This is a genomic window from Pedococcus sp. P2_F6 (assembly GCF_056403675.1).
In genome coordinates this window covers 468716-494097 of sequence record NZ_JBFUEZ010000003.1, presented here as the reverse complement: position 1 = coordinate 494097, position 25382 = coordinate 468716, and the positions used below count along the sequence as shown (strand labels likewise).

Annotated in this window: 20 protein-coding genes; 9 read left to right on the top strand and 11 right to left on the bottom strand. The window is 70.3% G+C overall.

The annotated features are described in order from the left end of the window. The first annotated feature begins 100 nt into the window (after positions 1-100). Positions 101-1978, top strand: a complete 1878-nt coding sequence (locus tag AC1DWP_RS10325) for an acyl-CoA dehydrogenase (RefSeq protein WP_477614372.1) — start codon at positions 101-103, stop codon at positions 1976-1978. Between the two features lie 103 nt (positions 1979-2081). On the opposite strand, the gene AC1DWP_RS10320 is transcribed toward AC1DWP_RS10325, so the two are convergent. Continuing rightward, positions 2082-2339: a DUF6458 family protein gene (locus AC1DWP_RS10320; protein WP_477614371.1), complete on the bottom strand. Its 258-nt coding sequence runs from the start codon at positions 2337-2339 to the stop codon at positions 2082-2084. A gap of 241 nt (positions 2340-2580) precedes the next feature. On the opposite strand from AC1DWP_RS10320, the gene AC1DWP_RS10315 reads away from it, so the two are divergent. Beyond that, a complete protein-coding gene (locus tag AC1DWP_RS10315) occupies positions 2581-3903 on the top strand; it encodes an HNH endonuclease signature motif containing protein (RefSeq protein ID WP_477614370.1) in 1323 nt (440 codons plus the stop codon). Between the two features lie 410 nt (positions 3904-4313). Here AC1DWP_RS10315 and AC1DWP_RS10310 read toward each other — a convergent pair whose 3' ends face one another. From AC1DWP_RS10310 to AC1DWP_RS10300, 3 genes are read right to left on the bottom strand one after another with little or no spacing between them, the layout of a single operon-like run. Then, positions 4314-6209, bottom strand: coding sequence for an NHL domain-containing thioredoxin family protein (locus AC1DWP_RS10310; protein ID WP_477614369.1), 1896 nt, complete (start codon positions 6207-6209; stop codon positions 4314-4316). Beyond that, on the bottom strand, positions 6206-7054 hold the full coding sequence (locus tag AC1DWP_RS10305; RefSeq protein ID WP_477614619.1) for a carbon-nitrogen family hydrolase: 849 nt from the start codon (positions 7052-7054) through the stop codon (positions 6206-6208). Before AC1DWP_RS10305 ends, AC1DWP_RS10310 begins: the two co-directional genes overlap by 4 nt. 2 nt (positions 7055-7056) lie before the next feature. Further along, complete coding sequence (locus tag AC1DWP_RS10300; protein ID WP_477614368.1) at positions 7057-9093, bottom strand: bifunctional copper resistance protein CopD/cytochrome c oxidase assembly protein; 2037 nt, start codon at positions 9091-9093, stop codon at positions 7057-7059. 26 nt (positions 9094-9119) lie between these two features. On the opposite strand from AC1DWP_RS10300, the gene AC1DWP_RS10295 reads away from it, so the two are divergent. From AC1DWP_RS10295 to AC1DWP_RS10265, 7 genes are all read left to right on the top strand, one after another. After that, positions 9120-9974, top strand: a complete 855-nt coding sequence (locus tag AC1DWP_RS10295; RefSeq protein ID WP_477614367.1) for a maleylpyruvate isomerase family mycothiol-dependent enzyme — start codon at positions 9120-9122, stop codon at positions 9972-9974. A 109-nt stretch (positions 9975-10083) separates the two neighbouring features. Next, a complete protein-coding gene (locus AC1DWP_RS10290; RefSeq protein WP_477614366.1) occupies positions 10084-10644 on the top strand; it encodes a MarR family winged helix-turn-helix transcriptional regulator in 561 nt (186 codons plus the stop codon). 1 nt (position 10645) lies between these two features. Further along, positions 10646-12376: an MDR family MFS transporter gene (locus AC1DWP_RS10285; protein WP_477614365.1), complete on the top strand. Its 1731-nt coding sequence runs from the start codon at positions 10646-10648 to the stop codon at positions 12374-12376. Positions 12377-12480: 104 nt separating this feature from the next. Continuing rightward, positions 12481-13467 (top strand): ABC transporter ATP-binding protein, encoded by a 987-nt coding sequence (locus tag AC1DWP_RS10280; RefSeq protein ID WP_477614364.1) that lies wholly within the window; start codon positions 12481-12483, stop codon positions 13465-13467. Further along, positions 13460-14368, top strand: coding sequence for a hypothetical protein (locus tag AC1DWP_RS10275; protein WP_477614363.1), 909 nt, complete (start codon positions 13460-13462; stop codon positions 14366-14368). Before AC1DWP_RS10280 ends, AC1DWP_RS10275 begins: the two co-directional genes overlap by 8 nt. Continuing rightward, positions 14365-15279 (top strand): ABC transporter ATP-binding protein, encoded by a 915-nt coding sequence (locus AC1DWP_RS10270; protein ID WP_477614362.1) that lies wholly within the window; start codon positions 14365-14367, stop codon positions 15277-15279. Before AC1DWP_RS10275 ends, AC1DWP_RS10270 begins: the two co-directional genes overlap by 4 nt. 2 nt (positions 15280-15281) lie before the next feature. Then, positions 15282-15989 (top strand): ABC transporter permease, encoded by a 708-nt coding sequence (locus AC1DWP_RS10265; RefSeq protein ID WP_477614361.1) that lies wholly within the window; start codon positions 15282-15284, stop codon positions 15987-15989. Positions 15990-16053: 64 nt separating this feature from the next. Here the strand turns inward: AC1DWP_RS10265 and AC1DWP_RS10260 are convergent, their stop codons facing one another. The 7 genes from AC1DWP_RS10260 to AC1DWP_RS10230 form a co-directional block, all read right to left on the bottom strand. Then, positions 16054-17571: a dihydrolipoamide acetyltransferase family protein gene (locus AC1DWP_RS10260; protein ID WP_477614360.1), complete on the bottom strand. Its 1518-nt coding sequence runs from the start codon at positions 17569-17571 to the stop codon at positions 16054-16056. A 17-nt stretch (positions 17572-17588) separates the two neighbouring features. Continuing rightward, complete coding sequence (locus tag AC1DWP_RS10255; RefSeq protein ID WP_477614359.1) at positions 17589-18563, bottom strand: alpha-ketoacid dehydrogenase subunit beta; 975 nt, start codon at positions 18561-18563, stop codon at positions 17589-17591. After that, positions 18563-19786, bottom strand: a complete 1224-nt coding sequence (gene pdhA / locus AC1DWP_RS10250; RefSeq protein WP_477614358.1) for a pyruvate dehydrogenase (acetyl-transferring) E1 component subunit alpha — start codon at positions 19784-19786, stop codon at positions 18563-18565. Before pdhA ends, AC1DWP_RS10255 begins: the two co-directional genes overlap by 1 nt. Positions 19787-20131: 345 nt before the next feature. Continuing rightward, positions 20132-21178 carry an L-glyceraldehyde 3-phosphate reductase gene (mgrA, locus tag AC1DWP_RS10245; RefSeq protein WP_477614357.1) on the bottom strand — a complete coding sequence of 349 codons (1047 nt, stop codon included), beginning with the start codon at positions 21176-21178 and terminating at the stop codon, positions 20132-20134. 70 nt (positions 21179-21248) lie between these two features. Continuing rightward, positions 21249-22634 (bottom strand): FAD-binding oxidoreductase, encoded by a 1386-nt coding sequence (locus tag AC1DWP_RS10240; RefSeq protein WP_477614356.1) that lies wholly within the window; start codon positions 22632-22634, stop codon positions 21249-21251. 111 nt (positions 22635-22745) lie between these two features. Continuing rightward, positions 22746-23861, bottom strand: coding sequence for a histidinol-phosphate transaminase (gene hisC, locus AC1DWP_RS10235; protein ID WP_477614355.1), 1116 nt, complete (start codon positions 23859-23861; stop codon positions 22746-22748). 57 nt (positions 23862-23918) lie between these two features. After that, positions 23919-25376, bottom strand: coding sequence for a hypothetical protein (locus AC1DWP_RS10230; RefSeq protein WP_477614354.1), 1458 nt, complete (start codon positions 25374-25376; stop codon positions 23919-23921). Positions 25377-25382: the final 6 nt, after the last annotated feature.

Sequence of the window (25382 nt, the reverse complement as noted above, 5' to 3'; positions counted from 1 at the left end):
CACAGAGGGGTTGCAATTGTTACCCACCGGTAGAATCATGGAAGTTACCGGCCGGTACGGGCCGGTCGACCACAAGTCACCACTCGGAGGGTTCCCCGACATGGGCCACTACAAGAGCAACCTGCGCGACCTGGAGTTCAACCTCTTCGAGGTCTTCGGCCGCGGCGACGTCCTGGGCACCGGCCCCTATGCCGATGTCGATGCAGACACCGCCAAGGAGATGCTGAAGGAGGTCGCGCGGCTGGCCGAGAACGAGCTGGCCGAGTCGTTCGCCGACGCCGACCGCAACCCTCCGGTCTACGACCCCAAGACCTACTCGGTGACCATGCCCGAGTCGTTCAAGAAGAGCTACCAGGCCTACGTCGACTCCGGCTTCTGGAACATCGACGTCCCGCGCGAGCTCGACGGCACCGTCGCCCCGCCGAGCCTGAAGTGGGCCATGAACGAGATGGTCCTCGGCGCCAACCCGGCGATCGCGATGTTCGCCGCCTCCTACTCGTTCGCCAACCTGCTCTACATCCTCGGCAACGACGAGCAGAAGAAGCTCGCCCACTGGATCGTCGACAAGGGCTGGCACTGCACGATGGTGCTGACCGAGCCTGACGCCGGTTCCGACGTGGGCGCCGGCCGCACCAAGGCCAGCGAGAACGCCGACGGCACCTGGAACGTCACGGGCGTCAAGCGGTTCATCACCTCCGGTGAGTCCGACATGACCGACAACGTCATCCACTTCGTGCTGGCCCGCCCCGAGGGCGCAGGCGAGGGCACCAAGGGACTGTCGCTGTTCATCGTCCCGAAGTTCCACATCGACCTCGAGACCGGTGAGCTCGGCGAGCGCAACGGCGCCAACGTCACCAACCTCGAGCACAAGATGGGCCTCAAGGTCTCGACGACCTGCGAGATCACCTTCGGCGACAAGGAGCCGGCCGTCGGCACCCTGCTCGGCGACACCCACGACGGCATCGCGCAGATGTTCCGCGTCATCGAGCACGCGCGAATGCTGGTGGGTACCAAGGCGATCTCGACGTTGTCGACCGCCTACCTCAACGCTCGCGACTACGCCAAGGAGCGCGTCCAGGGCGCCGACCTCACCCAGATGAACGACAAGGCCGCGCCCCGCGTGACCATCACGCACCACCCCGACGTGCGCCGCTCACTGATGACGCAGAAGGCGTATGCCGAGGGGCTGCGCGCGCTCGTGATGTACACCGCGACCCAGCAGGACATCGTGCACCAGGCGTTCCTCGAGAGTGGCTCCGAGGAGCTCGCCGAGGGCTCCGCCGCCGAGATCGCCAACCGGGTCAACGACCTCCTGCTCCCGATCGTCAAGGGCGTCGGCTCCGAGCGCGCATGGGTCCTCCTCGGGACCGAGTCGCTGCAGACCCTCGGCGGGTCCGGCTTCCTGCAGGAGTACCCGATCGAGCAGTACATCCGCGATGCCAAGATCGACACGCTCTACGAAGGCACCACGGCGATCCAGGGCCTCGATTTCTTCTTCCGCAAGATCATCAAGGACAAGGCCCAGGCCCTGTCGCACGTGGCCCTGCAGATCCAGGAGTTCGCCAAGGACCTCGGCGCCAGTGGCGGACGGCTCGACGCCGAGCGCGAGCTGCTCGGCACGGGCCTCGAGGACGTCCAGGGCATCATCGGCTACATGGTCGGCGAGCTGATGAAGTCCGACCCGCGCCAGGAGGGTGGCGAGCTGGCCAACCTCTACAAGGTCGGCCAGAACACCTCACGCCTGCTGCTGTCCGCCGGCGACCTCGTCATCGGCTGGCTCCTGCTTCGCCAGGCAGCGGTTGCGGCCAAGGCCCTTGAAGCAGAAGGGGTTTCGGCCAAGGACCGCGACTTCTACGAGGGCAAGATCGCTGCCGCGTCGTTCTTCTCACGCAACGTCCTGCCCAAGATCACCGCCGAGCGCGCGATCGCCGAGGCGACCGACAACGCCCTGATGGACCTCCCCGAGTCCGCGTTCTGACCCGTTCCCACGCAGGTATGCCGGGTGGTCCCGGCACGACGAAGCGGCACCGGATCAGTCCGGTGCCGCTTCGTCGTCGGTCAGGTGATGCCTGTGGGGTTGGTCAGGCGCGCGGGTCCACGTCGACCTCGTCGACACGGGTGCCGGTGGCCGGGTCGGTGTGGCTCACGCGGCGCGACGAGTAGCCGGCGCCCGTGGTGGTGCGGCGGGTGACGATCAGCGACAGCAGGATGGCCAGCACGCCTGCAGCCATGCAGATCCAGCCGATCATGCCGAGGTTGACCACGTCGGTGGACGCGTTGAGCGCGAAGGTCAGGATCGCGCCGACGACGATCAGGAAGGTGCCGACTCCGATGTACATGCTCACTCCTGGGGATTGCGGGCACTGGTCACCCGTTCCCTCAACTCTAATGGCCAAAAGCTCCTGACCTGCAGTGACGCGGCGCATTCTTCTCATACCGCCACGTCGCGACAGGGGCCGGAGAGCGGCACCGACTCGCCACCCCTTCCGGCAGCCCGTCGCGAGACCTGACCACCTTTCTGGCCAGTCTCTCTGTGGATTGTGCTTGTGTTCGAACAGATGTTCGACTATGGTTGCCTACATGTCAGCAGCCGCCAGCCTTCTCACCGCCCCACTCGGGACGGTCGAAGTGCTGCGCGAGATCGACGAGCTGCTGGATCGGGTCCACACCGGCGACGTGAGCGGCGGCACTGCCGCGGCGGCGGCCCTGGGCGACGTCGACCGGGTGATCACACGGCTGCAGGCCGTTCGGCTCTCACTCGTCGCCGAGGCTGACCGTTCTGAGGTCGCCGCCGACTCCGGGCTCACCGACACGTCAGCATGGTTGGCGGCGAGCACGCGGCGCGAGGGCGGTCAGGCGGCCCGTGACGTGCGGCTCGCGATGGCCCTGGATAACGGCCTTGACGCCACCCGTGAGGCCCTGGCCGCCGGCGACGTCTCCACCGAGCACGCCCAGGTGATCGCGACGGCCACCGCCCAGCTGCCCCACGGCGTGAGCACGCAGGAGCGGACGGCCATCGAGGCAGATCTCGTGCGCCGAGCCAAGCTGGTCGACCCGGGCACCCTGCGCAAGCAGGGCAGGCGGATCCTGTCGGTCGCGCAGCGTTCGCAGGCCGAGGTCGACGCCCACGAGGACCAGGTGCTGCGCAGCGAGGAAGATGCGGCGTTGGCCAAGGCGCGGCTGACGTGGCACCACAACGGCGACGGCACCACGACCGGCCACTTCACGCTGCCGACTCTTGCGGCTTCGATCCTGGCCAAGACCGTTCAACAGATCGCATCGCCCCGTCGGTTCGCCCAGCAGGCTGCCAAGGCGGCCAAGGCTGCAGGTGCCGCCACGCCTGCCGATGTCACAGCGGCCACCTGGGAGGCCTTCCAGGCGGACGGTGACTGGGCACACCGCTACGGCACGGCATTCGTCGAGCTGCTCGAGCACCTCCCCACCGACACGCTCAGCGGCAAGGTCGCAGCCACGGTGGTCGTCACGATCGACCACGACCAGCTCAAGGCTGCTGTCGGAGCCGCCCACCTTGACACCGGCCACGACATCTCCGCCGGGGAGGCCCGCCGACTGGCCTGTAATGCCGGCATCCTTCCGGCGGTTCTGGGTGGACGATCGGTTCCGCTGGACCTCGGGCGCCAAGAGCGATTCTTCACCGAGGCGCAGCGGGTCGCCCTCGCCACGACCTACGACACCTGTGCGGCGACAGGGTGCGATCGGCCCTATGCCTGGTCAGAGCTCCATCACGAGGATCCGTGGGCAAGCGGTGGTCGGACCGATCTGGCGCTGGCAGTCCCGGTGTGCGGATACCACCATCGCCGGATCCACGACCCGCGCTACTCACACCGGATCGACACGGACGGCCAGGGGAAGAAGTCCGTCATCTTCGCTCTCCGGACGTGAGGCGAGGACAGTTGGGCGGGGCGGCGCGGCGGCGCGGGCTGTGGCAGGCCCTGCGGGAGTTCGGCGGCGCGGCGGCGCGGGCTGTGGCATGCCCGGCGGGAGTTTGGCGGGGGCCGCGACTCAGCCGGCGAAGCCGCCTGAGTTGCCGCCGCCTGCGCCGGGAATCTTGAAGGATTCGGGCGGGCGTCCCGCGTCCCCTCGGTCGTCTTGTCCGTCGAACGTCGCCCCACGCCGCTGGAGTACCCAGGCAAGGACGCCGATCGCGACCAGCACTGCAAGCAGCCACCACATGTCGCCCACCCCTTCGCAGCGGCCCGCGCGGGAGCGAACCGATGACCCGAGGGTAGGCGCTGCGGCAGGATCTTGGGGGCCAACCGGGAACGCTACGCGCGCGCCCGCCCACTCGTAGGTCAGACGCCTCGCAGGTCGAGGGTCAGTTCGGTGGTGGCGCCGTCGACCAGCACGACGGGGATACCCCAGTCCTGTTGGTAGAGGTGGCAGGCGGCGTGTTCGGGCACCTCGCCGGTCTCGGGGTCGCCGTCGCACGACGCGGCCTGCACCGAGATGTGCAGCACTCCGTCGCCGGCCGCCGGGTCGAGGGTCAGCGTGCGCGTCAGGCCTTCGGCGCTGCCGGCACCTTCGCGCAGCAGGCCCTCGGGGGTCGCCGACACCATCAACCGAGTCGGGTCGCCCCAGCGGAAGTCGAGTTTCTGCCCCGTGGGCGGGGAGAAGCTGACCGTCAGGGTCAGGGGACCTGGCGCGACCTCGGTGCGGGGTCGCTGGGTGCGCTGGGCGAGGCCGTCGACGCGCTGGGCCTTGTCGGGCAACGGGATCCGCACGAGCTGGTGGGCCGCCGACTCGACCACCACCAGGCGCGCTCGAGGCGCGACACTCGAACGGTTCGGGGACTGGGTGTCGCCGACCTCGGTCAGCTCGATGACGGCATCGGAGGGCTCGCGCAGGCCGGTGGCCAGGGTGCTGACCTCACGGGTGACCGGATCGAACCGGCGGATCGCGCCGTTGTAGGTGTCGCTGATGGCCACCGAGCCATCCGGCAGGACGGTCACGCCGAGGGGGTGCTGGAGCAGCGCGTCGTCAGCCGTGCCGTCCCGGTGGCCGAAGTCGAACAGGCCCTGACCCACGTGGGTGGTGACGACGAAGCCTTCGTCGGTGACGTCGAGCGATCGCAGCGCGGAGGTCTCGGAGTCCGCGACCCACAGGCGCGACCCGTCCTCCGACACCGCGAGCCCCGACGGCTGGGCAAACCACGCCTCGTCCGCCGCTCCGTCGCGAATGCCCTCCGCGGACGTGCCCCCGAGCACCGCGACCGTGTTGTCAGCCGGGTCGGTGGCCAGGTGCAGGGCCCACAGCTGATGGGTCCCGGCCATCGCGATGACGACCCTGCCGATGAACCAGGCCAGGTCCCAGGGCGTCGAGAGGTCCTGCTTGAGGGCCGGGCCGCTGCCAGACCGTTCGCGCAGCTGGCGGCCCGTCCCGGCGAGCACCGTCCAGGTCCCGTCGGCGAGCCGCAGCCCGAGGATCCGGTGGTTGACGGAGTCCGCGACGACCACGTCGTAGCCGACTCGCTCAGCCGTGTCCGCCGGAAGGACCAGCACCCCCTGCGGCTCGTTCAGCGGACCGGACTCGTTCGTGCCGGCGAAGCGTCGGCGTTCGGTCTCCAGGTCGGGTTCGAGCCACACGAGCTCGTGGTGCGCCGTGTCGGAGACGAGGAACGAACCGTCCCGCAGGGCGGCCGCCTTGCCGGGGAACCGCAGCGCGGTCTGGGCGGGCGGCGGCGCGGCATACGGCGAGTTGCCGTGGCGCAGGGTGCCCTTGGCGCTGTGTTCGGCGATCAGCTCCTCGATGAGGACCGACAGGCCGTGGCCGTGTCCTTCGCCGGACATCGAGGCGACGATGTAGCCCTCGGGGTCGATGACGACCAGCGTCGGCCACGCGCGGGCGGTGTAGGCCTGCCAGGTGACGAGGTCGGGGTCGTCGAGCACCGGGTGGTGCACGGCGTAGCGCTCGACCGCAGCGGCGAGGGCGTCGGGGTCGGCCTCGTGCTCGAACTTCGGGGAGTGGACCCCGATCAGGACAAGGGAGTCCGCATACTCCTCCTCGAGCGGACGGAGCTCGTCGAGGACGTGCAGGCAGTTGACGCAGCAGAACGTCCAGAAGTCGAGCACGACGATGCGCCCGCGCAGGTCGGCCAACGTCACCGGCTCGCCGCCGGTGTTGAGCCAGCCCCGCCCGACCAGCTCGGGCGCGCGCAGGCGAGCTTCTCTCTTCACGGCAGCACTCTTCACAGGGGGTCTTTCAGTCGCCGGTCCTGCAGGACGGGGAACTGCTCGCGCCAGGTGGTCACCGCAGCCAGGTCGACGTCGACGCTGAGCACTTCCTCGCCGCTGCCGGCCATGGCCAGCGCTTCGCCCGTCGCCGAGATCACCTGCGAGTGGCCGCCCATCGCGGTGCCCGCGTGGGTGCCCGCGGTGTTGCAGGCGATGACGACGCACTGGTTCTCGATGGCACGCGCGTGGGCGAGCAGGGTCCAGTGCCGCACGCGCGCCGCGGGCCATGCGGCCGGGATGACGAAGACGGTGGCGCCGGCGTCGAGCTGGCGGCGATAGAGCTCGGGGAACCGCAGGTCGTAGCACGTCGACAGCGCCGCGCGGTGCGGAGCGCTGACCTCACTGAATTCTCCGCTGGGCAGGTCGACCAGGACGATGTCCTCGCCGGCGTCCATCAGCTTCGGTTCGCCCGAGCCGAAGCCGAACCGGTGGATCTTGCGGTATGCCGCGACGAGACTTCCGTCCGCGGCGTAGACGAGCGAGGTGTTCCAGAGTCCGTGGCCGTCCGAGCTCTTCTCTTTCCAGCTGGTGTCTCCCGCGGCGGGGCGCTCGACGATGGACCCGGCGTGGAGCATGACCCCGGCGTCACGGGCGGCGGCGGACATCGCGGCACCGATCGGGCCGTCGACGGGCTGGGCGCGCGCCTCCCACTCGCGGTAGGAGAAGCCGCCCGGCGCCCAGAGCTCGGGCAGCACCACGAGGTCGTGACCGGCCTGGGCGCGCACCAGGTCGGCGACGCGCGTGACGCGCTCCGCCATGGGTTCGTCGTCGCCGTACCCGATCTGCAGCACCGCAACCCGCATCGTCACCGCCGCCCCTCGCGTGGTCCTTCGTCTCGACGTTGGTCGTCTCGACGTCTCAGCTCCTTCAAGTGTGCGTTGTAGGCGGCCAGCTCTGCATCCCCGTCGCGGTCGGCCTGCCGGTCCTTGCGCTTGGTCTCGGCGCGGTCGGTGCGCACCCAGGCCATCGCGACGAGCAGGGTGAGGATCACGGTCGGCGCCTCGCCGATGCCCCATGCGATGGCGCCGGCTTCGCGCTGGTTGCCGAGGACGTCGCTCATCCACGGCAGCTTGAGCGCCTCGAAGAAGTCGGGGGCCAGCACCGTCGTGCTGCCGGTCATGACCACGCCGAAGAACGCGTGGAACGACATGGTCGCGAACAGCACGACGAGCAGCATGATCGGCGGCCACTTCTTCGGGCCGGGGTCGATGCCGATGAGCACCCAGGTGAACAGGTAGCCCGTGAGAAGGAAGTGCACGACCATCAGGACGTGCCCCGTGTGGGTGCGCAGGGCCAGCTCGAACAGCGGTGAGTAGTAGAAGATCGCGAGGCTGAAGAAGAAGAGGGCCGCCGCGACGACCGGGTTGGCGACCACTTTGAGCACCCGCGACTGCACCACCTGGAGGACGACCTCGCGGGGCCCCCAGGTCTTGTCGGTGCGGGCCGGCAGGGCGCGCAGGGCGAGCAGGATCGGCGCTGCCGGCACGAGCAACAGGGGCACGAGCATCGCGATGACCATGTGCATGACCATGTGCATCGAGAACAGCACGCGACCGTAGACCCCCGGCGCGCCCGAGGTCGCGTAGGCGAACACCGCCCAGCCCAGGACCCACACGACCGTCCGGTGCACCGGCCACGCGTCGCCACGGCGGCGCAGCCGCAGCACGCCGGCGACGTAGGTCCCCACAGCCACGACCGCGAGGCTCAGCCACAGCCAGTCGGTCGTCCAGGTCGTCAGCCACGAGGACCCCGAGAGCGGCCCGGGGTCGGGATAGCCGGTCAGGGCGAAGGTGCGGGAGGCGTCCGCGACGGGCACGTCAGGCACCGGTGGCGCACTGCGCGAGAGGGCAACCGCGGTTCCCAGCGCCACCCCCATGACGACGAGCTCGGCCGCGACGAGGCGCAGGAAGGTGGTGGTCCGGCCCCGCTCGAGGCCCGCCAGGAGCGAGCGACGGTGGCGCCACCCGGCATACCCGAGCAGGAGGAGCGCCACGCTCTTGACGACGAGGAGCACGCCGTAACGCGTGCCGAGGTCGCTCCACGTGCCCACCCGGATCAGGGCACTCTGCAGGCCCGACAGGGCCACCGCCGCGAAGCACCAGCCGGCCAGGGTCGAGAATCGCGCCGCCGTGGGGGCGAGGTCGCGGCCCAGGATCGGCTTCAGCACCGCGAGGGCGAGCAGGCCACCGACCCAGACGGTGACTGCGACGAGGTGGGCCGCGAGCGCGTTGACGGCGGTGCTGTGGTCGGTCGCCCCGGCCGCGTGTCCCGCGAGCGCGAGAGGCAGCAGGCCGAGCACCGAGATCACCGAGAGCCAGGCCATCGCGGCCCGGCTGGTGACGACCAGGGCGAGGACGGAGACGAGGGCTGCGACGCCCGCCGTGATCAACGCGACCCGGGTCGGCTCGATCCGCCAGGCGAAGGTCGTGAACTGCTGCGCGAACGACGGGTCGGAGAGCGGGACCCCGATCAGGTCGGCCATGCCGAGCACGGACCCGGCGGCGCCGGCGAGCGCCCACAGCCCGGCGGCGATGCCCGCAAGCCTGGTGGCGGTCAGCCGGCGGCTCGTGCGCGTCGTCTCAGGCACGAGGTATGCCGCGTGGACGAGCAGCCCCACCGTCACCGCGGCGGCGAGGTCGTGGACCACCCGGGCGTAGAGCAATCCCCACCGGACGAAGCCCCCGGGGTCGCCGATGACCGGGGCCGTCGCGGCCTCGCCGATGACGGCCGCCAGCGGGAGCGCCACCAGGGCCGCCAGCACGAGCGCCAGGAGCGCCAGCCGCCCCAAGGGAGCCGAGGGCGCCGCGGGGGCGTTCACGGTCTTGGCGACGGGAGAGGTCATGGCGACAGCCTAAGTATGGTGGAGCCATGTCCTTGCACCCGGCAGCACCCGAAGACCTGGCCGGACTCGTCACGGCCTACCAGCAGACGACCCAGGCAGTCATCGACCTGGGTCGGTCCTGCTCGGATGCCGACTTCGACCTCCCGACGGCCTGCCCCGGCTGGACGGTGAAGGACCAGATCTCGCACGTGGTGGGCCTGGAGTCGTGGCTGCACACCGGTGACGTCCCGCGCGTGGACCTGCCCGACTACGACCACGTGCGCCACGAAGCCGGCAAGTTCATCGAGCGGTCGGTGGAGCTGCGGCGGGGGATGCTGGGGGCCAAGGTGGTCAGCGAGCTGGAAACCATTGTGGCGCAACGGGTGGAGCAGTTCAGCGCGCCGGACATGACGCTCGAGACCATCGTTCGGGGAGCGTGGGGGCCGGCGCCGGCGGGCGAGAACCTCCGCACCAGGATCCTCGACATCTGGACCCATGAGCAGGACATCCGCCAGGCGTTGCGTCGGCCCGGCAACCTCGACTCCGGTGGCGCGACCGTGTTCATGGAGCAGCTCTTCGCCTCGCTGCCGAGGATGGTGGCACGCGACGCGGGCATCGAGCCCGGCAACGTCGTGATCATCGACAGCACCGGACCGGTGACCGGGCGAGCAGGCGTGTGGGTGGAGGCCAGCGACGACGGCAAGCCGCGCGGCATACCCCTGTTCTCGGGCATTGCCCACGACGGGGACCCCGACGACGTCTTCACGACGATCACCCTCTCGACCGACGCCCTCACCCGACGGGCTGCCGGGCGCGGTGGGCTGGAGGACATCCACTTCACGGTGCAGGGCGACGAGGACGTGGCCCGCCGAGTGCTGGAGAACCTGGTCCTCGTTCCCTGACCCACCTCTCCGCTCGTCGGCCGTCGGCCGGGTCGTTGCTTGCACCACACAACCATCTCGTGATACTTGTATGTCGCAAGCAACTTTCTGCACAGATCCCAGGTCGCCCATGTCCACGCACCACCTCGACCGGCAGACGGCTGAACGCGTCAGCGTCGGCCTGATCCGGCTGATGAAGCTCCTGCAGGCCCTGCGCCAGCACGCGCCACGCATCCACCCCGCGGTGGACGCCACCGCCTACCCGATCCTGTTCAACCTGGCCGCCGAGCCCCGGCGGGTCTCGGTGCTCGCCGAGTGCGTCCACTCCGACGTCTCGACGGTCAGCCGGCAGGTCAGCACCCTCGAGGCCCACGGTCTCGTCGACAAGGTCAGCGACCCCGACGACGGCCGCGCCCAGGTCGTCCGTCTCAGCGACGAGGGCCAGACCCTGCTCGCCGGCATCCAGCAGCAGCGGACCGAGTGGTTCGGTGAGCTGATGGCCGACTGGACCGCCGAGGAGGCCAGCGACTTCGCCGGTCACCTGGAGCGGTTCGGCGCCGACCTCGAGGGCTTCCGCGAGCAGCTGGTCGCCCGCCGCCCCGGCTCCACCTCCACGCCCACCTCCACGCTTGTTGGTCCCGCACCGTCCAGCCCCCCTCTTTCCAGCCCCACTCTTTCCACGGAGAACTGACATGGCAGCCGCCGCCCCCGCCCGTCCAGACGGACCCCTCACACACCGCCAGATCATCACGATCCTGACCGGCCTGATGATGGGGATGTTCCTCGCCGCCCTCGACCAGACCATCGTGGCCACGTCGATCCGCACGATCGCCGACGACCTCAAGGGTCTCGACGAGCAGGCGTGGGCGACCACGGCCTACCTGATCACCTCGACGATCGTGACGCCGCTCTACGGCAAGCTGAGCGACATCTACGGTCGCAAGAAGTTCTTCTCGGCCGCGATCACGATCTTCGTCGTCGGCTCGGTGCTCTGCACCCTGTCCCAGTCGATGCTGCAGCTGGCGTTCTACCGCGCCGTCCAGGGCCTCGGCGCCGGCGGTCTCTTCTCGCTCGCCCTCGCAATCATCGGCGACATCGTGCCGCCGCGTGAGCGCGCCAAGTACCAGGGCTACTTCCTCGCCGTGTTCGGCACCTCGAGCGTCCTCGGTCCGGTCATCGGCGGGTTCCTCGCGGGCCAGTCGAGCATCCTCGGTGTCGACGGCTGGCGCTGGGTATTCCTCGTGAACGTGCCGATCGGCATCGTCGCGCTGCTCGTCGTCTCACGCACGCTGCACCTGCAGCACACCCGCCTCGACCACCGGATCGACTGGTGGGGGGCGGCCACGCTGACCCTCGGGCTCGTCCCGCTGCTGCTCGTCGCCGAACAGGGCCGCGACTGGGGCTGGGGCTCCGGGCGGTCGATCGCCTGCTACGTCGTCGGGATCATCGGCGTCATCGCCTTCCTGCTCGTCGAGCGCGCCATGAAGGACGAGGCCCTGCTGCCGCTCACGCTGTTCCAGGAGCGGACCGTCGCGGTCGCGTCCGGGGCGTCGGTGCTCATCGGGATGGCCATGTTCGGTGGCCTCGCCTCGCTGCCGCTCTACCTGCAGATCGTCAAGGGCGCGTCGCCGACCAAGGCCGGTCTGCTGTTGCTCCCCCTGACCCTCGGCATCATGGTCGGCTCGATCGTCTCGGGCCAGATCATCAGCCGCACAGGGCGCTACCGCCGGTTCCCGATCATCGGCTCGGCCCTGCTGGCGCTCGCGCTGTTCGTCTTCCACTTCATCAAGGCGGACACCCCGCTGTGGCAGACCAGCATCGTGATGGTGGCCTTCGGGCTCGGGCTCGGCTTCAACTTCCAGCCGCTCACCCTCGCCGTGCAGAACGCCGTCTCACCGCGGCTGATCGGTGTCGCGACCTCGTCGGCGACCTTCACCCGGCAGATCGGCGGCACGCTCGGCACCGCGGTGTTCCTTTCCATCCTGTTCTCGACGGTGCCCGACAAGATCGCCACCGCGCTCAAGGCGTCGGCCGGCACCAAGGACTTCCAGGCGGCGCTGGCCGACCCGGCCAACGCCGAGTTCGCCAAGGGCCTGTCGTCGGCGGCCGGTCAGGCCGGCGGCACCGCGGGAGGGGTCCTCAAGGACAGCTCGTTCCTCAACGACCTCGACCCGCGGCTGGCCAAGCCGTTCCTCCAGGGATTCTCGAACTCGATGGACCTGGTCTTCCTCGTGGGTGCCGGGGTGATGGTGGTCGGCTTCCTCGTGATGCTGCTGCTGCCGCACGTCGAGCTGCGTGGTGGCTCGGCCTACTCGGAGCGCGGCGCTGCCGACAAGGCCGACTCCGACAAGGCTGACTCCGACAAGGCCGACGCTGAAGCCGCAGACGCCGCTGTCACCGCACCTCCCGCCATCGGTCACTGACGTAGGGGTCTTCCCTGACCCCGCCCTGAATCTGCACCGAACCTCCCCTGAATCTCCACGTAGCCGCGCCGGTCGACCCGACCTGCGCGGCTACTGTGGCTCGCGTGGAATCAGTTCACGCGGGGGTCGTGGTGCAGACCCAGCGCCTCACCAAGGACTACGGTCCGGTGCTCGCGCTGGACTCGCTCGACCTCGAGATCGGCCCGGGGATCACGGGACTGGTGGGAGCCAACGGGGCCGGCAAGTCGACGTTGCTCAAGATCCTGCTCGGCCTGGTCCCCGCGACCGGCGGCAGGGCGCACGTGCTCGGCCACGACATCGCGAGCCAGGGGTCGGCCATCCGGGCGGCCGTCGGCTACCTCCCGGAGCACGACTGCCTGCCCCCCGACGTGAGCGCGAGTGACTTCGTCGTGCACCTGGCGATGATGTCGGGGCTGCCCAAGGTCGCGGCCCGTGAGCGAGCGGCCGAGGTGCTGCGCCACGTCGGGCTGGCCGAGGAGCGCTACCGGCCGATGGGCGGCTACTCCACCGGCATGAAGCAGAAGGCCAAGCTCGCCCAGGCCCTGGCCCACGACCCCCGTCTGGTGCTGCTCGACGAGCCGACCAACGGCCTCGACCCCGCCGCGCGCGAGGAGATGCTCGGACTGGTCCAGCGGATCGGGCACGACTTCGGGATCGCGGTCATCGTGACCTCGCACCTGCTCGGCGAGCTGGAGCGGGTGAGCGACCACGTCGTCGTGCTCGACGGCGGCCACCTCCTGCGGGCCTCGCGCACCGACGAGTTCCTCGACGCCACGGGCGTCCTGCTGGTCGAGGTCCTCGGTGACGACGCGACCGCGCGCATGGCGCGGGCGCTGGCCGCTGCCGGCGTGGCCACCACTCCTCGGGGCGCCCTCCTGACCGTCGACGCCACGGCTGGGCAGCCCGACGGGCACGAGGTGCACGACCTGATCCGCGACACCGCGAGCGACCTCGGGGTCGGGCTGGTGCGGCTCCAGGTCGACCACCGTCGCATCGAGGATGTGTTCGTTGATGGGCCTGGCGCTGTCGAGGGGCATGGCGCTGTCGAGGGGCATGGCTCTGATGAGTGAGCTCTCCACCGACCCGTCATCAGCCACCCCCGAGGGCCGCAGCGTCATCCACGACCTCGGGTACCGCCCGTACACCGGTCCACGGCTCGGACCCACGGCCATTGCCCGGGCGTTGCTGGTCACCGGGTTCCGCAACGCGTTCGGCCTCGGCCGCTCCGGCCGGTCGAAGGTGCTGCCCTTCATCCTGCTCGGCCTCAACGTCCTGCCGGCCGTCATCATCGGTGGCGTGATGGTGCTGGTCGGCCTCAAGGAGCTGCCGGTCGGCTACGCGCAGTACGCCTCGACGACGCAGGTGCTGCTCGGCATCTTCGTCGCCTCGCAGGCGCCGGTGCTCTTCTCGCGCGACCTGCGGCACGGCACCATCTCGCTCTACCTCGCGCGCCCGCTGCCGTCTGCCACCTACGCCGTCGCCCGCTGGGGCTCCCTCCTCGGCGCGACCCTGGTCTTCCTGCTGCTCCCCGTCCTGATCCTGTATGCCGTGGCGCTGCTGGGGGAGCTCGACGTGTCCGACCAGTCCCGCGAAGCTGCCGTGGGCGCCGGGTTGGCAGTGCTGCTCGCCCTGTCGCTGGCCGGCGTGGCCGGGCTGATCGCCTCGTGGTCGACCCGACGTGGGTTTGCCGTGGTCGCCACCATCGCGCTCCTGTTGCTGGGCAACGGGATCGTGACGGCGATCCAGGGCATCGCCGGCGAGGAGCACCACCCACGGGTCGGTGAGGTCGCGGGGCTCTTCTCGCCCTACTCCCTCTACCGCGGGCTGATGGCGATGTGGGCCGACGGCGAGATCGCGACGCCACCGACGGGCGTGCCGATGCAAACCGCCTACGTCGTCGTGTTCGTCGGCCTGTCCGCCGCCTGCCTGGGCGGCCTGGTGTGGCGCTACCGACGGGTCGCGACGGCATGAGCGTCATCACGATCGACCAGGCCTCCAGGTGGTACGGCAACGTCGTGGCCGTCAACGGCATCTCGATGACGGTGCGACCCGGAGTGACCGGCCTGCTCGGACCGAACGGTGCGGGGAAGACCACGCTCATCGCCCTGATGAGCGGCTTCCTGGCGCCGTCGGCCGGCTCGGTGACCCTCGACGGCACACCGATCTGGCGGCACACCGACGCCTACCGCGCGATCGGCCTGGTGCCCGAGCGCGAGCTGAGCTTCGGTTACCTCACCGGTCGTGAGTTCGTGCAGGCGAACGCCGAGCTGCACGGGCTGGCCGACCCCGGCGCCGCGACCGAACGCGCCCTCGACGTGGTCGAGATGGGCGAGCCCGCAGCCCGCCGGATCGGGACCTACTCCAAGGGCATGCGGCAGCGCGTGAAGCTCGCGTCCGCGCTCGTGCACGACCCCGCCGTCCTCCTGCTCGACGAGCCGTTCAACGGCGTCGACCCCCGCCAGCGGCTCCACCTGATGACCGTGCTCCGTCGGATGGGGTCCGAGGGTCGCACCGTGCTCTTCAGCTCGCACATCCTCGAGGAGGTCGAGCAGGTGGCCCGGCAGATCGAGGTCGTCGTGTCCGGACGTCATGCGGCGTCGGGCGACTTCGGCCAGATCCGCAGGCTGATGACCGACCGCCCGGTGCAGTACGTCGTGGTGGGCGACGACGACCGTGGCCTGGCCAGCGCGCTGATCGCCGAGCCGTCCGTGGTCGCGGTGTCGCTGCGCCCGAAGGGCGGCGTGGACGTGTCCGTCTCCGACTTCGGCGCCTTCGCGGTCCGGCTGCCGCAGGTGGCCCGGCAGCACGGCATACGGATCCTCGAGCTGACGCCGACCGACGAGTCGCTCGAGAGCGTCTTCGCCTACCTGGTGGGGGGCTGACCGTGAACCAGACGATCCTGCGCCTTTCCCGCCAGGCCCTCCTCGGCCGTCGCCGCGGCCTGGTGCTGGTCATCATCCCCGCCGTGCTGCTGGCCCTCGCCGTCATCGTCGCGGCGCTGACCGACGACGCCGTCGGCTACGACGCCGTGCTCCATCTGGGCTTCACGCTCGCGCTGCCCCTTGTCGCGCTCCTCGCCGCCACCGCGGTGCTCGGTCCCGAGGTCGACGACGGGTCGATCGTCTACCTGATCTCCAAACCGGTGAGCCGACACGTCATCGCCCTCAGCAAGTTCGCGGTCGCGTGGGCTGCCACGGTCGCGCTCGGGGGTCTGCCCCTCCTGGTCGCAGGCCTGGTCCTCGACAGCGCGGACGCGCGCCAAGCCGTCGCGTGGGGTGTCGCCGGGGTGTTGGCGGGCACGGCGTACACGGCGTTGTTCCTCGCACTGGCAGCCTTCACCCGGCACGCCGTCGTCATCGGGCTGCTCTTCGCCCTGCTGTGGGAGGGGCTGCTCGGCTCGCTCCTCGGCGGGATCAAGTGGGTCTCCATCGGGGCGTGGGGGCGCGGGGTCGCCCAAGAGATCAGCCCGCAGGTGAGCGGTCCCGGCACCGGGCTGGCCTACGCCCTGGTCGCCGCGACGGTCCTCACCCTCGCGTCGCTCTGGTTCACCGGTGACCGGCTGCGGTCGTTCACCCTGCGCGGCGACGAGTAGCCCATGCGCGAAGGCCCGCACCGTCTCCGGTGCGGGCCTTCCAGGCGTTTGCTGAGCGGTCTTCTCAGCCCCAGACGAGGCCTCGCGCCGGGTCGGCCAGGATGGCGCCGACGTCGGCGATGAACTTGCTGCCGAGCTCGCCGTCGACCAGCCGGTGGTCGAACGACAGGGCCAGCTGGGTGACCCAGCGAGGCTCGATCGTCTCGGTGCCGTCCGCGGCCGTGACGACCCACGGCTGCCGACGGATCGCACCGAACGCCAGGATCGCCGACTCGCCCGGGTTGATGATCGGGGTGCCGGTGTCCACGCCGAAGACGCCGACGTTGGTGATCGTGATCGTGCCGCCGGACATCTCGGCGGGCTGGGTGCGGCCTTCCCGAGCGGTCGCCGTCAGCGCGCCGATGGCCTCGGCCAGCTGGCGCATCGACAGCTGGTCGGCGTCCTTGATGTTCGGGACGATCAGGCCCCGCGGGGTAGCGGCGGCGATGCCGAGGTTGACGTAGTTCTTGACCACGATCTCCTGGGCGGCCTCGTCCCACGTGGCATTGATCTCGGGGTGGCGTCGGATCGCCACGGTCATCGCCTTGGCCAGCACCAGCAGCGGCGTGACCTTGACGTCCTTGAACTCGCGGTCCTTCTTGAGGCGCTCGACGAGCTCCATGGTCGCGGTCGCGTCGATGGTGACCCACTCGGTGACGTGCGGAGCCGTGAACGCGCTGCCGACCATGGCCTGCGCGGTCATCTTGCGGACCCCCTTGATCGGGATGCGCGTCTCGCGCTCGCCACCACGGGTGAAGACCGGTGCGACGTATGCCGGCTGGCCGGCTCCCGTCGGAGCGGCCGGCGCCGTGGTGGCCGGCTGGGAGGTCCCCGCGGCGTGGGCGTCGATGTCGGCGCGGCTGATGATGCCGCCCTCACCGGAACCCGCGACCGCGGCCAGGTCGATGCCGAGGTCCTTGGCGTACTTGCGGACCGGCGGCTTGGCCAGCGCGCGGGCGCCACCCTCACGGGCGACGGGCACAGCCGGCACGGTCGCGACCGGCTGGTCCTCGGCCGGGCTGCTGGCCGGCTGGACGGCCGGTGCCACTGGGGCTGCCGAGGCGGCGGAGTCGCCCTTGCGGGGGCGGCGCTTGGCCTCGGTCTGCTTGACGCCGTAGCCGACGAGGACGGCCGTGCGACCGGTCGACGTGGTGCCGCCGATCTTGCCCTCCTCGATCTCCTCGTCATCCGAGGCGGCTGCCGCTGCGGCCGCCATCTTGGGAGCGGGCGAGCCCTCGATGCCGGGCTCGACGGCGCCGGCTGCTGGGGCGTCCTGCACCGGGGCAGTCTGGACCGGTCCACCTGCGGTGTCGACGGAGATGATCGGCGTGCCGACCTCCACCGTGTCGCCCTCGGAGACGTGCAGCGCCGTCACGGTGCCGGCGAACGGCACCGGCAGCTCGACGAGCGACTTGGCGGTCTCGATCTCGACGATGATGTCGTTGACCTTGACGGTGTCGCCGACCTTGACGTTCCAGGTGACGATCTCGGCTTCGGTCAGGCCCTCACCGGGGTCTGGAAGCTTGAACTCTTTGACAGCCATGCGTTTTCGCGCCTCTCTCAGAAGGCCAGTGAGCGGTCGACGGCGTCGAGCACCCGGTCGAGGTCGGGGAGGAACTCCTCCTCGAGCTTGCTCGGCGGGTAGGGCAGGTTGTAGCCGCCGACCCGGAGCACGGGAGCCTCGAGGTGGTAGAAGCACCGCTGCTGCAGGGCTGCCGCGATCTCGGCACCCATGCCGAGGAAGGTCGACGCCTCGTGCACGATGACGGCCCGGCCGGTCTTCTCGACGGACGCCGCGATGGTGTCGAGGTCGAGCGGGCTGAGCGTCCGCAGGTCGATGACCTCGAGGTTCTTGCCCTCTGCGGCGGCGGCCTCGGCCGCCTGGAGGCAGGTCTTGACCATGGGGCCGTAGGCGACAAGCGTCGCGTCGGTGCCCTCGCGGCATACCTGCGCCTTGAGCAGGGCGCGGGGGGCGGCGGACTCGTCCACGTCGCCCTTGTCCCAGTAGCGGCGCTTGGGTTCGTAGAACAGCACCGGGTCGTCGGACTCGATGGCCTGCTGGATCATCCAGTAGGCGTCCTCGGCGTTGGAACAGCAGACGACCTTGAGGCCCGCGGTATGCGCGAAGTAGGCCTCGTTGGACTCGGAGTGGTGCTCGACCGCTCCGATGCCCCCGCCGACGGGGATGCGGATGACCATCGGCAGCTTGACCTTGCCGAGCGAGCGGGCCCGCATCTTGGCGACCTGGCTGACGATGTGGTCGAACGCGGGGTAGATGAACCCGTCGAACTGGATCTCGACGACGGGGCGGTAGCCGCGCAGCGCCATGCCGATCGCGGTGCCGACGATGCCGGCCTCCGCGAGCGGGGTGTCGATGACGCGGTCCTCGCCGAAGTCCTTCTGGAGGCCGTCGGTGACGCGGAAGACGCCACCGAGCTTGCCGATGTCCTCACCCATGAGGACGACCTTGGGGTCGCGCTCCATGGCGGCGCGCAGGCCGTTGTTGATGCCCTTGGCGATCGTCATGCTGGTCATCAGTGGCTCCCCTCGCCCTCGAAGCCGGCGTGGTAGGCGGCGAACTCCTTGCGCTCTGCCTCGACGACGGGGTGCTCCTCGACGTAGATGTGGTCGAACATCGAGTCCGGGGTCGGGTCGGGCATCGACAGGCAGCCCTCGCGGACGGCGACGGCCAGCTCGTCGGCCTCGGCCTCGATCGTGTCGAAGAAGGCCTGGTCAGCCTTCTGGGTGTGCACCAGGTAGGACTTCAGCCGCTCGATGGGGTCGCGGTGCTTCCACACCTCGACCTCGGCGGAGACGCGGTACTTGGTCGGGTCGTCCGAGGTGGTGTGCGCGCCCATGCGGTAGGTGTAGGCCTCGATGAAGGTCGGGCCGTTGCCGGAACGGGCCGCGTTGAGCGCCTGCTGGGTCACGGCATACACGGCCAGCACGTCGTTGCCGTCGACCCGCACGCCGGGGAAGCCGAAGCCGCGCGCGCGCTGGTAGAGCGGGATGCGCGTCTGGCGCTCGTTGGGCTCGGAGATGGCCCACTGGTTGTTCTGGCAGAAGAAGACGACCGGGGCGTTGTTGACCGCGGCGTAGACGAACGACTCGTTGACGTCACCCTGGGCGGTCGCGCCGTCGCCGAAGTAGGCGATCACGGCGGCGTCGCGCTCGTCGTCGCCGGTGCCGACGTCGCCGTCGCGCTGGATGCCCATGGCATAGCCGGTCGCGTGCAGCGTCTGCGCGCCGATGACGATCGTGTAGAGGTGGAAGTTCTTCTCGTTCGGGTCCCAGCCACCGTGGTTGACGCCACGGAAGAGGCCGAGCAGGTTGAGCGGGTTGACCCCGCGGCACCAGGCGACGCCGTGCTCGCGGTAGGTCGGGAAGGCGTAGTCCTGCGGGCGCATCGCACGACCGGAGCCGACCTGGGCGGCCTCCTGGCCGAGCAGGCTGGCCCAGATGCCGAGCTCGCCCTGGCGCTGCAGCGCGGTGGCCTCGGCGTCGACGCGGCGGATGAGGACGAGGTCGCGGTAGAAGCCGCGCAGGTCCTCGTCGGTCAGGTCCTTGACGTACTCGTCGTACTCGGTGTTCTCGACGCGCTGGCCCTCGGGGGTGAGCAGCTGGATCATCTCGGGTCCACCGTCACCGACCTCCGGGACCGGGGCAGTGAGCTCGGCCAGCACCTCGTCCTCGGCGGGACTGGTGGCCGAGGTCGCGGCGTCGTTGCTGCCGGACTTGGCGACTGCGTTGTCGCTCACAGGCACTCCTTCTTCCGTCGAGCCGCGGGTGGCGGATCGTCGGCTCGGGCCGCGGTAACCCTGGCGGGGTCTCCGCTGCTGGATCTGCGGCAGGCTTGGGGCGCCGGTTTGTGGCGGCGCCCACGTGTGGGCCTTGCTGAGGCCCAAGATATCGGCAGCACCGGGAAATCTCAGAATCCGGACTCCTGCGTGCTCACCACCTGCACCTTTGTATGCCGCGCGGCTGGCTCGCCGCGGCATACCCCACCTTTATCGGGTGACCCGATAAAGGTGGGCTTCACCCGGGAACGGTTCCGGGGGGAAGCCGCCCTTTGTCCCTAAACCCGATAAAGGTGGGGTCACACCTCAGGTGAGGCGGGACTGGGAGCGCCAGAGGTCGATCCCGGCGTCGACGGCGTCGCGGTCGATCTCCTCGAGCTCGGCGTCGCTGAACCGCAGGTTGCTGACCGCGGCCGCAGAGTCCTCGAGCTGGCCGACCGAGGACGCCCCGATCAGGACCGAGGTGACCCGCTCGTCGCGCAGGGCCCACGCCAGCGCCAGCTGGGCGAGGGACTGGCCGCGCTCGGTGGCGAGGTCGTCGAGCTTGCGGATGTGGGTCAGCGACTCGTCGGTCAGCAGGTCGGGCGACAGCGACTTGCCCTGGCTGGCGCGTGACCCCTCGGGTATGCCGCCGAGGTACTTGTTCGTCAGCATCCCCTGGGCCAGTGGGCTGAACGCGATGCAGCCGATGCCCCGCTCACCCAGGGTGTCGAGCAGGCCGCCCTCGATCCAGCGGTTCACCATCGAGTACGACGGCTGGTGGATGAGCAGCGGGACGCCCATCTGCTCGAGCACCTCGGCCGCACGCTCGGTGCGCTCGGGCGAGTAGCTGGAGATACCGGCATACAACGCCTTGCCCTGCTGGACCGCGGTGGCGAGGGCCCCCATCGTCTCCTCGAGCGGGGTGTCCTCGTCGGGGCAGTGGCTGTAGAAGATGTCGACGTAGTCCAGGCCCATCCGGGTCAGGCTCTGGTCCAGGCTCGCCAGGAGGTACTTGCGGGAGCCGCCGATGCCATAGGGGCCGGGCCACATGTCGTAGCCGGCCTTGGAGCTGATGACGAGCTCGTCGCGGTAGGGCTTGAAGTCGGCCGCGAAGTGCCTGCCGAAGTTGGCCTCGGCCGCGCCGTAGGGCGGGCCGTAGTTGTTGGCCAGGTCGAAGTGGGTGATGCCGATGTCGAACGCACGGCGCAGGATGGCGCGCTGGACGTCGAGCGGCTTGTCGTCGCCGAAGTTGTGCCACAGGCCGAGGCTGACCGCCGGGAGTCGCAGTCCGCTCTGACCCACCTTGCGGTAGGGCATCGGGCCGTAGCGGTCCGGGCGGGCGAGGTACGGGGGGAGCCAGGTGTCGACCATGGCCCCAGTCTGTCGCGCCGGGAGGCGCTCGACTACCTGGGGCTGCTCGGCCCCGGGATGGGTGCGGCGCTCAACCCGCAGGTGCGATGTTCTGGTTGTGCCGGAAGACGTTGTCCGGGTCCCACTGCGCCTTGATCGCCCGCAGCCGGGCCAGCTTGGCCTCGCCGAAGGAGCTCTCGATCCGTTCGCGGCCCTCGTCGCCGATGAAGTTGAGGTAGACAGCGCCGGTCGTCCACGGCTTCATGGCGCCTGCCAGGGTGCGGGTGTGCGCGATGTTCGCCTCGGTGTCGGCCGGGTCGGGCCACATCGACAGGTAGTGGATGTTGAACGCGGCCTGCCGCTCGCCGAACGCCGTGGCGTCCTCCGGCACGCGCGCGACGGCACCGCCACCCGGCACGATGATGACCTGGCTGAGCGGCGACACCGGCGCGCTCGCCAGGGACGCGAGGGTCTCCACCGCCTCGTCCGGCAGCGCGTCGAAGAAGTCGGCGGTCCAGTAGTTCTGCATGCCGTGCGGGTTGGCGTCGTCGAGCATCTGCTGGAGGGCCAGGTAGGGCATCGGACCCACCTGCGCGAAGGCCGGCGGGCCGAACGTCAGCAGCGGCGCCAGCACCGTCTCGGCGTCCTCGAGCGGGCCCGTGTAGCTCACGATCACGCCGACGGCTGGCTTGCCACGAGCCGGCTCGGGCACCATCTCGATCGGCGGGGCGGTGATGAAGGCGACGCCGCCGCCCACCTCGTCGGGGGCGCTGGCGATGAAGTCACGGAAGTTGCGCAGCACCGCGGCACCCATCGGCGCCGGGTACATGAGCATGCCGCCGAAGACCAGCGGGCCGATCGGGTGCAGCCGCAGGGTGAAGCGGGTGACGACGCCGAAGTTGCCGCCACCGCCGCGCAGGGCCCAGAACAGGTCGGGGTGCTCGGTCTCCGACGCGGTGACGACGCTGCCGTCCGCGGTGACGACCTGTGCCTCCAGGAGGTTGTCGCAGGTGAACCCGAGCCTGCGCTCCAGCCACCCGCTGCCGCTGCCCAGCGCCAGGCCGCCGACGCCGGTCGACGAGACCCGCCCACCGGTCACGGCGAGCCCGTGCTCCTGGGTGGCGGCGTCGAGCTCTCCCCAGGTGCACCCGCCGCCCACCTGCGCCGTCGATGTCGCCGGGTCGACCTCGATGTCGCGCAGGCCGCGCAGGTCGACACACAGGCCGCCGTCGACCACGGCCGAGCCCTGGACCGAGTGACCGCCGCCGTAGACGGAGATCGGCAGGCCGGACGCCCGCGCGTAGCTGATCGCGGCCGCCACGTCGGAAGCGCTGCGACAGGTCGCGATCAGGCTCGGCGACCGGTCGACCATGCCGTTGAAGACGCTGCGGGACTGGTCGTACCCGTCGTCGCCCGGCGCCAGCTGCCGGCCCGAGAACTCCGGGATGGTGGGGCGGACATCAGTCACATCGGTCATGGCAGAACCCTCCGGGAGTGTTCAGCCGACTGTCCTCCCGCCGTCACGCCCTGCGCCTCCCCCAAAGGGACGACGAGCCCGGGCAAGGCCCGACCTACCCCGCGAGGGCGGTCAGGCGGGGTCGATCGGGTGCTCCGTGAGGAACTCGCCGGCCACCCGGATCAGCACGTCGTTGGCCTCCGTCTCGCCGATGGTCGCGCGGACGCCGTCGTTGCCGTACTGGCGCAGCATCAGGCCCGCCTCCTGGGCAGCGGCCGTGAAGTCGCCGGACCGGTCTCCGAGCCCGAACCACACGAAGTTGGCCTGCGTCTCGGGGATGAACCAGCCCTGGCCGCGCAGCATCTCGACCACCCGAGTGCGTTCTGCGACCAGGGCGTCCACGCGCTCCTTCAGCTCGTCGAACGCCTTGAGCGAGGCCACCGCCGCGGCCTGCGCGATCGAGTTCACGCCGAAAGGCGTCGCCGTCTTGCGCAGGGCAGACGCGACCGGGGGGTGCGCCACGGCATACCCGATGCGCAGGCCGGCCAGGCCGTAGGCCTTGGAGAAGGTGCGCAGCACCATCACGTTGGGGCGGTCGCGGTAGAGCTCCAGGCTGCGCGGCGCCTCCTCGTCCGTCACGAACTCGACGTAGGCCTCGTCGATGACGACCAGCACACGGCTCGGGACGGCCTCGAGGAACCGCTCGAGCTCGGCGTGGGTCACCATCGGGCCGGTGGGGTTGTTGGGGGTGCAGACGATGACGACCTTGGTGCGGTCGGTGATCGCGGCCTGCATCGCGTCGAGCCGGTGGCGGGCGTGGTCGTCGAGCCCGACCTGGACCGAGCTCGCCCCCGCGAGGGCCGTGACGATCGGGTAGGCCTCGAACGACCGCCACGCATAGACGACCTCGTCGCCGGGGTCGCAGGTGGCGGCGATGACCTGGCCGAGGACGCCGACCGAACCCGTGCCGGTGGCGATGTGCTCGGCCGGGACCCCGAGGGTTTCGGCGAGTGCCTGGGTGAGCTCCGTGACGGCCATGTCGGGGTAGCGGTTGATCGCACCGGCCGCCTCGCGCACCACGTCGAGGACCGACGGCAGCGGCGGATACGGGTTCTCGTTGGACGAGATCTTGTATGCCGTGACGCCCGCGGGCGCGGCCGCGGGCTTGCCGGGGACGTAGGCGGGCACCTGGTCGAGGGCCGCGCGCAGGCGGACGTCACTGTCGTTCGCGGAGACACTGTCGCTCATGCCTTCACTCTAGGCGCGGGCCACGGCGGGGCATGTCGCGTGGTCCCGCACCCTCGGTCAGCCCAACCTCTCGACGAGGTCCTCGCGCACATCCTTCGCGAGCTCGTCGTCCACGCGGGCGACCGGCGAGATGGTGGGCCAGAACTCGCCGATCCGGAGCTGGATCGCTCCGCCCTCCTCGAGGTCGCCGCGGACCCCGCAGCGACCGACGGGCGGCGGGTGCCCGGGGCCGTCCAGCGCCACCATCCAGTGCGCGGTCGGGCCGAGGAAGAGCAGCGCGAACCACTCGTCGTCCAACGACCTCACCAGCCGGTAGTCCCACTCGCTGGTCACCTGCCCGACGTACGCCCGGCGAATGGCCAGCCAGGCAGACACGGCGCGGAAGGCGGCCCACAGCAGGACAGCGGCGGCGCCGGCCACGAGGGCGGCGCGCACCGCCCTCGGCAGGCCCTCGACGAGGAGCCCGACGCCTGCCAGGACCACACCGGGCCACCACGTACCGGCGCCGACGGCCATGAGGTACCGGGCGTACCAGGGCTGGACCGGTGGGGTCGTGTGCCCTTCGTCGTCCCACCCTTCGCGCGCGGCGACTGCTGCGAGGAGCTCCTTCAAGGGGGCGTCGCGGCTCAGCTCCACGGTCGCGGGCTCCGCCGGTGCCACGACGTGGGTGACTGGACGCGCCTCCAACGGGGTGAGAAGCACGGCCGGTCGACGCATTCGTCCCACGGCGAAGAACGTCCCGATAGCGGCCAGGACCAGGGCCGCGCCCGCCAGCAGGAGGGTGGCCATGAGGTACGTGTCCTCGTGGTCCATGGCGCTCTCGTCGAACGGCCAGGCGAGCGCCCGGATCTGCACGGGCGCACCGACGGGCGGGAACGGTGCGTAGCAGTCGACCTGGGCGTACTCGTCGCGACCGTCTTCGTTCCAGCTCACCCCACAGCTCTCCAGGCCTTCCTCGCCGACGACCCGCACCATCGAGGCCTGCACGTCGTGACCGGCGACCCACAACGACTGGAACGCGACGAGGGCCAACAGGGCGAGGCACAGCGGTGCCAGGGCTTTTACGGGGAAGGAGGCCAGGAACAGGCGGACTCGCCCCGCGGGCTGCGGCAGTGCCTGGAGGGAAGCCGTGAACGCCTCGTCCCACTCCTCCACCGGGCCCAGCAGGTACCTCGTCCCGGCGGCGTCGGCGAAAGCGCGTTGCTCGGCATACTCGAGCAACTCGCTGTCCACCTGGCCGCGCCGCACCGTCGCCGACTCGTAGCCGCCGCGTCCGACGCGGAGGTTCACCCCCGCACCCACCACGCGGATGGTGTCCGCGTCGAGGACTGCCCTGCCGCGACGCTGGTCACCGTTGATGGTGACGAGCATCGGGACCGTGATCGCCCGCCCACGCCGGACCACCCCGAGACTGCGACCAGCGAGGCGGTCGGTGAACACGGCATACAGGAAGCCGCCGGCGGCGCAGGCCACCACCATCGCAGCGGGGAGGACGAGGGCTGACCAGGGAATCACGCAGGC

Excerpts from the sequence above, each read along its gene's own strand:
- AC1DWP_RS10325 (WP_477614372.1), top strand. The coding sequence starts at position 101 with ATGGGCCACTACAAGAGCAACCTGCGCGACCTGGAGTTCAACCTCTTC.
- AC1DWP_RS10320 (WP_477614371.1), bottom strand. The coding sequence starts at position 2,339 with ATGTACATCGGAGTCGGCACCTTCCTGATCGTCGTCGGCGCGATCCTG.
- AC1DWP_RS10315 (WP_477614370.1), top strand. The coding sequence starts at position 2,581 with ATGTCAGCAGCCGCCAGCCTTCTCACCGCCCCACTCGGGACGGTCGAA.
- AC1DWP_RS10305 (WP_477614619.1), bottom strand. The coding sequence starts at position 7,054 with ATGCGGGTTGCGGTGCTGCAGATCGGGTACGGCGACGACGAACCCATG.
- AC1DWP_RS10300 (WP_477614368.1), bottom strand. The coding sequence starts at position 9,093 with ATGACCTCTCCCGTCGCCAAGACCGTGAACGCCCCCGCGGCGCCCTCG.
- AC1DWP_RS10295 (WP_477614367.1), top strand. The coding sequence starts at position 9,120 with ATGTCCTTGCACCCGGCAGCACCCGAAGACCTGGCCGGACTCGTCACG.
- AC1DWP_RS10290 (WP_477614366.1), top strand. The coding sequence starts at position 10,084 with ATGTCCACGCACCACCTCGACCGGCAGACGGCTGAACGCGTCAGCGTC.
- AC1DWP_RS10285 (WP_477614365.1), top strand. The coding sequence starts at position 10,646 with ATGGCAGCCGCCGCCCCCGCCCGTCCAGACGGACCCCTCACACACCGC.
- AC1DWP_RS10275 (WP_477614363.1), top strand. The coding sequence starts at position 13,460 with ATGAGTGAGCTCTCCACCGACCCGTCATCAGCCACCCCCGAGGGCCGC.
- AC1DWP_RS10270 (WP_477614362.1), top strand. The coding sequence starts at position 14,365 with ATGAGCGTCATCACGATCGACCAGGCCTCCAGGTGGTACGGCAACGTC.
- AC1DWP_RS10260 (WP_477614360.1), bottom strand. The coding sequence starts at position 17,571 with ATGGCTGTCAAAGAGTTCAAGCTTCCAGACCCCGGTGAGGGCCTGACC.
- AC1DWP_RS10255 (WP_477614359.1), bottom strand. The coding sequence starts at position 18,563 with ATGACCAGCATGACGATCGCCAAGGGCATCAACAACGGCCTGCGCGCC.
- mgrA (WP_477614357.1), bottom strand. The coding sequence starts at position 21,178 with ATGGTCGACACCTGGCTCCCCCCGTACCTCGCCCGCCCGGACCGCTAC.
- AC1DWP_RS10240 (WP_477614356.1), bottom strand. The coding sequence starts at position 22,634 with ATGACCGATGTGACTGATGTCCGCCCCACCATCCCGGAGTTCTCGGGC.
- hisC (WP_477614355.1), bottom strand. The coding sequence starts at position 23,861 with ATGAGCGACAGTGTCTCCGCGAACGACAGTGACGTCCGCCTGCGCGCG.